7 protein-coding genes are annotated in these 9,337 nt (G+C 29.5%); 1 reads left to right on the top strand and 6 read right to left on the bottom strand.

Annotated features, from left to right (window positions below):
• Positions 1-53: 53 nt before the first annotated feature.
• The 5 genes from guaB to E6A48_RS00190 form a co-directional block, all read right to left on the bottom strand.
• Positions 54-1,175 carry an IMP dehydrogenase gene (gene guaB, locus E6A48_RS00210; protein ID WP_219708046.1) on the bottom strand — a complete coding sequence of 374 codons (1,122 nt, stop codon included), beginning with the start codon at positions 1,173-1,175 and terminating at the stop codon, positions 54-56.
• Positions 1,176-1,329: 154 nt separating this feature from the next.
• The gene (nagE, locus tag E6A48_RS00205) at positions 1,330-2,796 is read right to left on the bottom strand and encodes an N-acetylglucosamine-specific PTS transporter subunit IIBC (RefSeq protein ID WP_219708045.1); all 1,467 of its coding nucleotides are present in this window, start codon (positions 2,794-2,796) and stop codon (positions 1,330-1,332) included.
• 93 nt (positions 2,797-2,889) lie between these two features.
• Entirely contained in the window at positions 2,890-3,648 is a 759-nt protein-coding gene (locus E6A48_RS00200) for an MBL fold metallo-hydrolase (protein ID WP_219708044.1), read from the bottom strand.
• A gap of 57 nt (positions 3,649-3,705) precedes the next feature.
• Positions 3,706-4,881 (bottom strand): class I SAM-dependent RNA methyltransferase, encoded by a 1,176-nt coding sequence (locus E6A48_RS00195; RefSeq protein WP_219708043.1) that lies wholly within the window; start codon positions 4,879-4,881, stop codon positions 3,706-3,708.
• A 186-nt stretch (positions 4,882-5,067) separates the two neighbouring features.
• Positions 5,068-5,658, bottom strand: a complete 591-nt coding sequence (locus E6A48_RS00190; protein ID WP_219708042.1) for a GDSL-type esterase/lipase family protein — start codon at positions 5,656-5,658, stop codon at positions 5,068-5,070.
• Positions 5,659-5,796: 138 nt separating this feature from the next.
• On the opposite strand from E6A48_RS00190, the gene E6A48_RS00185 reads away from it, so the two are divergent.
• The gene (locus E6A48_RS00185; protein ID WP_219708041.1) at positions 5,797-7,128 is read left to right on the top strand and encodes an MATE family efflux transporter; all 1,332 of its coding nucleotides are present in this window, start codon (positions 5,797-5,799) and stop codon (positions 7,126-7,128) included.
• A gap of 3 nt (positions 7,129-7,131) precedes the next feature.
• Here E6A48_RS00185 and uvrB read toward each other — a convergent pair whose 3' ends face one another.
• On the bottom strand, positions 7,132-9,171 hold the full coding sequence (gene uvrB, locus E6A48_RS00180) for an excinuclease ABC subunit UvrB (RefSeq protein ID WP_219708040.1): 2,040 nt from the start codon (positions 9,169-9,171) through the stop codon (positions 7,132-7,134).
• Positions 9,172-9,337 lie beyond the last annotated feature (166 nt).

Raw genomic sequence — 9,337 nt, 5'->3', positions numbered from 1 at the left:
ATTAAAACAATATAAATATTTATTAATTTACTTTATTATCTTAAAAATATATTTTAATAATTAGGAGCTTTAGAAGTAATTTTTACATCATGTACATGGCTTTCTGCAAGACCTTGATTTGTAATCTTCAAGAATACTGCCTTTTTCTGTAACTCTTCTATAGTTCTAGCACCAATATATCCCATTCCAGAACGAATACCACCTGTAATCTGATAAACAACATCCGCAACATGACCTTTATATTCGGTAACACCCTCTATACCTTCAGGAACAAACTTAGATTTATTTACTACTTCACTTTGGAAATATCTGTCTTTACTTCCATGAAGCATAGCACCCACAGAACCCATTCCTCTATAAGGTTTATATTTTTTACCGTCTATGATAATAACATCACCAGGAGCCTCATAAGTAGAAGAGAAAAGCCCCCCAGCCATTACAGCATCAGCCCCTATAGCAAAAGCCTTTACTATATCACCAGAATATTTTATACCGCCGTCAGCAATAGCTCCAACATTATATTGTTTAGCTATCTCAGAAGCATCTTCTATAGCAGTAAGCTGAGGGACCCCAACACCAGCAATAATTCTTGTTGTACATATAGAACCAGCACCTATACCTATCTTTATAGCATCAACTCCCGCATCAACCAAAGCCTTAGCTCCGTCTTTTGTGGCAATGTTTCCAGCTATAACTTCCACTTGAGAATATTTCTTTTTAATATCTGCTATAGCATTTAATACATTTTTTGAATGACCATGTGCTGTATCTATTACTATTACATTTACACCAGCTTCTATTAATTTTTCTGTTCTTTCATATCTATCATCAGATATTCCAATAGCAGCAGCAGCTATCAAAGAACCTTTTTCATCAAGACTTGCCTTTTCTTTATTTTCTATATCTTTAAAACTTTTTACAATTGCTACTTCTTTTGCCTGTTGTTCTAACGGCATATTTTTATGTATAACTCCCAAAGCTCCGCATAGTGCCATTGCTATAGCCATTTTAGATTCTGTTACAGTGTCCATAGGTGAACTTATTAATGGAGTTTTTAATGTGATTTTTTTAGTTAATTTTCTTTCTAAAGATACATCTTTGGGAAGAATGTCTGATTCTTGTGGTACTAATAATACATCGTCAAAGGTTAGAGCTTCTTTTAAATTAGCTGGCATAAGATAAAATCCTTAAAATAAAAATTCAATAAACAATTATATAATGCAAATATTTTTATTGCAATTATTTTTTATATATTATTTTTTATAATAAATAAAAAAGGCATAGCACTATAAAAATGCCATGCCTCTTATAATTAATAACAATAATATATTATTTTTTTGCTAACTTTTTAAACTCATCTGCCAAGAATTGAACATCAGTACCTACTATTACTTGTACAGAAGTTTTACCAGGTCTTAATACACCAGGGAAATGTTTTCTAATTTCAGAATCATTTACTATAGAATTGTCTTTTACTTCTAATCTTAATCTTGTAGCACAGTTATCAATATCAACTATATTTTCAAGTCCTCCAAGTAAAGGAAGAAGAAGTAATGCTTTATCTGCATAAGAAGCATTTTTGCTAGTTGATACAGTAACTTCTATTTCATCAGTATCATCATCTTCTCTTCCAGGAGTTTTAAGATTAAATTTCTGAATAGCAAAGTTGAAAATAACAAAATAAAGCACAAAGAATACTATACCTTGTACAATTAACATATACCATTGAGTAGCTAAAGGGTTTCTAGTAGAAAGAACAAGGTCAATCAAACCAGCAGAGAAACCAAAACCAGCAATCCATTTCATACTAGAAGCAATAATCAAAGATATAGCAGTTAATATAGCGTGTATAAGATATAATACAGGAGCAACAAACATGAATGAGAACTCTATAGGTTCAGTAACACCAGTAAAGAAACTAGCAAAACCAGCAGCCAACATTATAGAGCGAATTTTGTTTCTATTTTCAGGTTTAGCATTTTTAATGAAAGCCAAACAAGCACCTAAAAGACCAAACATCATAATAGGGAAGAAACCAGCCTGATACATACCAGTTTGTCCGATAACAGCAGTACCAGCATCAATAGAAGCCTGACCGCCTAAGAAATTAGGTATATCATTAATACCAGCAACGTCGAACCAGAATACTGAGTTAAGAGCATGGTGTAAACCAACAGGAATTAAAAGTCTATTAAAGAAACCATAAATACCAGCACCTATAGGACCAAGACTAATGATAGCTTCACCAAAACTTACTAAACCGCCATAAATAGCAGGCCATACAACCATTAATATGAATGATACTATCATCATAACACCAGAAGTAACTATTGGTACAAACCTTCTTCCGCTAAAGAATGCTAAGAATTCTGGTAATTTTACTTCAGAAAACTTATTGTATAAACCTCCAGCTATAATACCACAAAGTATACCTATAAATTGGTTGTTGATTTTAGCAAAACCAGGAGCTACATCAGCAACATCTTTACTCTGAATCATAGCAACAGTAGCAGGAGCTAAAAGAGTTGTTACAACTAGAAATGCTACAAGTCCTGCCAAAGCAGCAGCACCATTTCTATCTTTAGACATACCAAAAGCAACTCCAACCGCAAACAATATAGGCATATTATCTATAATAGAACCACCTGCCTTAATAAAGAAAGCTGCCACTGGGCTTCCGCCTCCCCAACCATTAGGGTCTATCCAGTAACCAATACCCAAAAGGATAGCAGCTGCCGGCAATACGGCTACAGGTACCATTAAGGATTTACCTATTTTTTGTAGATAACCAAACATCATATCCTCCAATATGTTAAAAATATTTTTTATACATAATCGTATATATATAAGTATATACCATTAATATTTATAATCAATATTAAAAATATATTATATTTCTAAAGTTAGTCCGTCATATGCACCATACATATTTTTTGGTAGTTCTTTTTCTAAATTTTTATGTAAAACATCATGAGTTAAATGTGTAAAAAATGTTTTTTTAGCTTTAATCATATCTGCTATATTAACAGATTCTTGAAGTGATAAATGTGTGCTATGCGGGCGATATCTTAATCCATTTAATACTAAAATTTCACTGCCTTCTATGAGTTTTAAGCTTTCATCGCTTATGGAACTTGCATCCGTAATATATGTGAAGTTATTAAATCTATAACCTAATATGTTTAATATACCATGTTTTACAGGAATTGGAGTTACAGTTATATCATCAAATTTTATAGGTTTTTCTATAATATGAAACTCTAAATCTGGAATTCCTCCTCCTATTTGAACGGGGTTAAATATATAATCGTATTTATTTTCTAATACTTCCATAGTATCTTTATTGCCGTAACAATCTATATGTTTATGCATAATAAAATTTAATGAACGCAAATCTACTATTCCAGAAGAATGGTCTGCATGATGATGAGTATAGAATACAGCTTCTAAGCTATCAACTTTTTCTTTTAACATTTGTTCTCTAAAATCTAAAGAAGTGTCTATTATGTAATTTTTGTTTTTATGTTGTATTAAAACAGATGCTCTTGTTCTTTTATCTCTTTTATCTTTACTCTTACAAACATTACATTTGCAGCCTATCATAGGTACACCATCTGATGTGCCAGTGCCTAAAAAAATTATCTTCATGATGCTTTATCACTCCTAAAAAGAATTATATATTTTTTACTGCTAATATCAACATAATTATTTTATTAGTTTTAAACAAGAAATTAATTCTATATGATAGGTGTCTGGAAACATATCTATTATATTTAAATCTATTAATTGATAATAATCTTTTAATAAATTAATATCTCTTGCAAACGTCATAGGATTACAAGAAATATATATAATTTTTTTTGGTTTTATTCTAATAATGTTTTCTATTACTTTTTTGTCTAGTCCGTCACGGGGAGGATCAATAAATAAACTATCTATATTATAATTTATTTTTTTTAATGTTTCGCTTGCATCTTCTTTTATAATATCTTTTGCAATACTTACAGAGTCAGAACTTATTTCAGAAGAGATTAATTTGTAATCAATATTCAAACTTTCTAATTTATTTCTAATTGCAACAGTAAAAAATCCGCTTCCAGCATAAAGCTCAACTAGATTTTTATCATCTTCATTAAAGTATTTAATAGCACTCTTTTGAAACTCATCTAACAGATAATGATTTGATTGAAAAAAGCTTTTATGTGATAATGGTACTTCTCCAAAATACGTATTGTAATTTGTTTTATCTATGCCGTATTTTTTTATTTTATTTTTTTGTTTTATAGTTATTCCGTCAAAATAGCTTGTATCTATATTTTTATTTTGTTTTATAATATCAATAAATGATAGTGTTTTGCCATTATTACTTTCTATCGCATAGATATTTCCAGTTATATTATTGCGATGAACAAAGTTTTTTATTTTATCAAAAAGTTTTTCCTTTAATATTATGCATTCATCTATATTCACAAACTCATTAGTATTAAATTTATAAAATCCAATATTGCCGTTTTGAGCTATCATATTTACTCTGAGTCTATAATGTTCATTAGGTGATTTTATTATATTTATTTCATTATTATATTCTATATTTCTTATGGAGTTTAATACTATACTTTTTTTTATTTCTAATTGCTTATTATATTCAATATGATTAAAAACACATCCGCCGCAAATACCTGCATATTTACATTTTGCTTTTATTCTATGTTTTGAAGGCTCTATAATATTGTTTATATTAGCATAGCAAAAGTTTTTATTTTCTTTTTTTATGGATATATCAACTACATCACCTTCAACAGAATGTGCTACAAATATAATTTTTCCATCTTTAGCAACGCCATATCCACCATAAGCTGTATCTATTATTTTTACTTTCATAATACTTATTATACGTTAAAATTTTAATATATCCACAAATAAATATTAATTATAATTATGTAGATTTTTTTATAAAATATTTTACCTTTTTTTATAAGTTCTGTTTTAATAATTAGTATTTTTCATAAATAATCTCCCACTTTTATTTGGCTTTATCTTTATAAAGCTGAATAAAAGTGAATCCTTTTACTTTATATACTTTTTTAATCTTTCAAATATATAAGAAGAAAAAACATCATGCCCTTCGCTATTTAAATGAACCCCATCAAAATACAAATCATAATATTTATGCTCTTTCAATATTTCATTTATAAACATATTGTAAACATCAATGCATTTTATATTATTTTCTTTTGTGTAGGAATTAATAAAATTAACATAGTCCATTAATGTGCTTGACATCTCTTCTAAATTACTAACTTCAAAAAAAATAAAATCTTCTTTTATGAAAGGTATAGGTGTGAATGCTATTATATCTATATTGCTTTCTTTAGATTTGTTTATTATGTCAACAAAGCTTTTTTTTATATCTTCTAAAGGCTTAAAAAGAAATATATCATTTACTCCACCCATGAGTATTAGAGTGTTAGCTTTTTCATTAATAACATCATTATCAAAACGATAATACATTGAAGAAATAGTATCTCCGTTTATGCCTTTGTTTATAAACTGTATATTAGAGTTATTGAATTTAGTATTTAATATAGATGTCCAAACTTTATTTCTATTAACCATATAACCATAAGTAGTGCTATCTCCAAGGCAAACTATTTTCATAAAACATCACCTGTAATTTTTATATCGAATTTATTATATACAATTACAAAATAAATTAAAATATTTTTCTATAAAATATATTTTAATTTATTATAAAATCATATAATATATATGCATAATTTTTTGCAGGTTTTTATTATGACAAAAGATATGACTGTAGGAAGTCCGTTTAAGACTATAATATATTTTTCTATACCAATGCTTATAGGAGGAATATTTCAGCAATTCTATGGGGTTGCAGATACTATTATTATAGGCAAGTTTGTAGGGTCAAGGGCATTAGCTTCTATTGGGGCTACTACTTCTACTATGTTTTTCTTTTTATCTTTTGCTATAGGGTTTACTAATGCTTTTTCTATAGTAATGGGGCAGTTTTTTGGGGCTAAAAACGAAACTATGCTTAAAACTACTTTTGTTAGTTCCATATATTTAACATTATTTAGCTCATTTATTCTTTTTATACTTGGTATATTTTTATCAAGACCTCTTATGATATTATTACAAACACCAGCAGATATAATAGATAATTCTGTATTATACTTGCAAATATGTGTGGGGTTATCATTTGGGCAGCTTATATATAATGGGGCTTCTAGTATATTAAGGGCTTTGGGTGATAGTAAAACTCCTTTATATTTTTTGATACTTACAACTGTTTTAAATATCATATTGGATTTAATTTTTGTTGCTTTACTCAAAATGAATGTATTTGGTGTTGCCATTGCTACTGTAATATCACAAATAATATCTGCTTTTTTGAGTGTATTATATATTATTAAGAAATTTCCAATACTAAAACTTTATAGAGAGGATATTGTTTTTAATTTTGAAAATTTATTTATGATAATAAAAATAGGTATTTCTATGAGTGTGCAGGCAATATTTTTATCTATAGGAGAGATGATTATAAGCGGAGTTGTTAATACATTCGGTACCAATGTTGTAGCATCATACACTACAGGAAACAGAATAAATCAATTTGCTTCTATGGCATATTTTGTGGTATCTGAAGCTTTTGCTGTTTATGTGGCACAAAATTTTGGGGCTCAAAAGTTTGATAGAATTAAAGAAGGTTTTAGAAGCATAATAATATTATCATTATCTTTAAGTTTATTTGCAACATTTATTATATTTGTATTTGGAGATAATTTGATAAGGCTTTTTATTTCAAGCAATGATGAATATATAGAAATAATAGTAGAGATATGCAGAGGCTATTTAAGAATATCATCGATGTTTTACCCGTTTTTAGCTATAATACTATTGTACAATAACTCTATAAGGGCAATAGGAAAAGCACTAATCCCTTTAATTTCTGGAATAGTTGAGCTTGTTATAAAAGTTGGAGGTTCCGTATTTTTATCTATACCATTTGGATATGTTGGAGTGTGGTTTGCAAATCCTGTTGGTTGGGCTTTAGGTATACTTCCTTCTTGCATTTACTTTCACAAGTATGCTTTTAAAAAGTAGGGTTTAATGTTTAGGCTTTTTTGAAGTGATATTTTTATGCACAGATTTTTTTGCTGGCTTTAATTGTTTAAGCTGATTTATTTTCTCTCTTATCTCAATAGCCTTTTCAAACTCTAAACTGTCTGAAGCTTTTTTCATCTCTTTTTCAAGCTCTTTTATATAATCATCGCTTTTTTGCTCAGGGTCTATTTTTACTCTTTCATTGAAGCGTCTAAAGTCAAAATGAAGCTCATAAGAAGTTTCAACTTTTTCTTCTCTTTCAATTATATCTTGTATTTTTTTTATTATCGTTTTTGGGGTGATGTTATGCTCTTTATTGTAGTCCATTTGTATTTTTCTTCTTCTCTCTGTTTCATCAATGGCTACTTTCATAGCATCGCTTATAGTGTCAGCAAACATTATCACTCTGCCGTTAGCATTTCTTGCAGCACGTCCTATTGTTTGTATTAATGTAGTAGTGTTTCTTAAAAAACCTGTTTTGTCTGCATCAAGTATTAGTATGAGTGATACTTCGGGCACATCAAGCCCCTCTCTCAAAAGGTTAATGCCCACAAGCACATCAAAAGCCCCAAGCCTCAAATCTCTTATTATCTCCACACGTTCAACTGTTTGAATGTCTGAATGCAAATAACGAGTTCTCACTCCATTTTCATTTAAATATTTTGTGAGGTCTTCTGCCATTTTTTTGGTGAGTGTTGTTATAAATATTCTTTCGTTGTTTGATACTGTTTTTTTTATCTCTTCAAGAATTCTGTCTATTTGACCGTTTATAGGATATACTTCAATTATAGGGTCAAGGAGTCCTGTAGGGCGAATTATCTGCTCTACAACTTGGCTGCTTTTTTTTAGTTCATATTCTGCAGGAGTGGCACTAATATATATTGTGTCATTAGTGAGGCTTTCAAATTCTTCAAAAAATAATGGTCGGTTATCTAATGCTGAAGGAAGTCTAAAACCATATTTTACTAAAGTCTCTTTTCTGCTTCTATCTCCAAAAAACATTCCTCTAATCTGAGGCACACTTACATGCGACTCATCTATTATAGTTAAAAAATCTTTTGGAAAATAGTCTATCAAACAAGCAGGTCTATCTCCCTCTTTACGTCCTGATAATGGGCGAGAGTAGTTTTCTATGCCTGCACAGTAGCCCACTTCTCTAAGCATTTCTAAGTCATATTTTGTTCTTCCGTATATTCTTTCAGCTTCTACTAACTTTCCTTCGGATTTAAATTTATTATACTGCTCTTCAAGTTCTTCTTCTATTAATTTTATTCCTGCTGCTAATTTGTCGCTTCCTGTAACGAAGTGTTTTGCAGGATATATTACAACTCTATCTTGCTCTGCAATTTTTTGCCTTGTGATAGGGTTAATTTTTATAATGCGTTCAACAGTGTCGCCAAAAAACTCTACTCTTATAACCTCATCAGAATAGGCACTCATTATCTCTAAAGTATCTCCCATTACTTTAAATCTTGCCCTCTCAAGCACATCTTTAACTCGTTCATATTGTATAGATACTAATTTTTCAATGATTTCATCTCTGTCATATTCTCCGTCTTTCTCTATTGCAATATAAAGTTTTCTATAATCTTCAGGAGAACCCAAGCCGTATATACAAGAAACAGAAGCAACGATTATAACATCTCTCCTTTCAAGAAGCGATGTAGTAGCTTTAAGTCTTAGCCTATCAATCTCATCATTAACTGAGGCATCTTTATCAATATATAAATCCTTTGCAGGAACATAGGCTTCAGGCTGATAATAATCGTAGTATGAAACGAAGTATTCAACTGCATTGTTTGGAAAAAAGTCTTTTAATTCTCTATAAAGCTGTGCTGCCAAAGTTTTGTTATGCGACATTACAAGAGTAGGACGGTTAGCTTTCTCTATAACATTTGCAATTGTAAAAGTTTTTCCGCTTGCAGTAACACCTAAAAGAGTTTGATATTTATTTTTATTTTCAAGCCCTTTAACTAAAGAGTCTATTGCTGTTATTTGGTCTCCTGAAGGCTTGAAATTCGATTCTATTTTAAAACTTTTCATTATGCCTCGTTATTAATAATTGTAGTAAAATTATTTTATAGTATAATTCTTAAAAAGTAAAACATAAGACTTGTTTTAAAACTAAATTAAGAAATATTTACAGCATTTTTAATTTTACTATTTAAATTTTTATAACGGGGCTTTGCCCCCTGCGAAGCGTGCCCGT

It is taken from the genome of Brachyspira pilosicoli (genome assembly GCF_019402445.1).
Taxonomy (GTDB): domain Bacteria; phylum Spirochaetota; class Brachyspiria; order Brachyspirales; family Brachyspiraceae; genus Brachyspira; species Brachyspira pilosicoli_B.
The sequence above is the reverse complement of the archived record's forward strand: the minus strand, read 5'-3'. Positions and strand labels throughout refer to the sequence as shown.

Excerpts from the sequence above, each read along its gene's own strand:
- guaB (WP_219708046.1), bottom strand. The coding sequence starts at position 1,175 with ATGCCAGCTAATTTAAAAGAAGCTCTAACCTTTGACGATGTATTATTA.
- nagE (WP_219708045.1), bottom strand. The coding sequence starts at position 2,796 with ATGTTTGGTTATCTACAAAAAATAGGTAAATCCTTAATGGTACCTGTA.
- E6A48_RS00200 (WP_219708044.1), bottom strand. The coding sequence starts at position 3,648 with ATGAAGATAATTTTTTTAGGCACTGGCACATCAGATGGTGTACCTATG.
- E6A48_RS00195 (WP_219708043.1), bottom strand. The coding sequence starts at position 4,881 with ATGAAAGTAAAAATAATAGATACAGCTTATGGTGGATATGGCGTTGCT.
- E6A48_RS00190 (WP_219708042.1), bottom strand. The coding sequence starts at position 5,658 with ATGAAAATAGTTTGCCTTGGAGATAGCACTACTTATGGTTATATGGTT.
- E6A48_RS00185 (WP_219708041.1), top strand. The coding sequence starts at position 5,797 with ATGACAAAAGATATGACTGTAGGAAGTCCGTTTAAGACTATAATATAT.
- uvrB (WP_219708040.1), bottom strand. The coding sequence starts at position 9,171 with ATGAAAAGTTTTAAAATAGAATCGAATTTCAAGCCTTCAGGAGACCAA.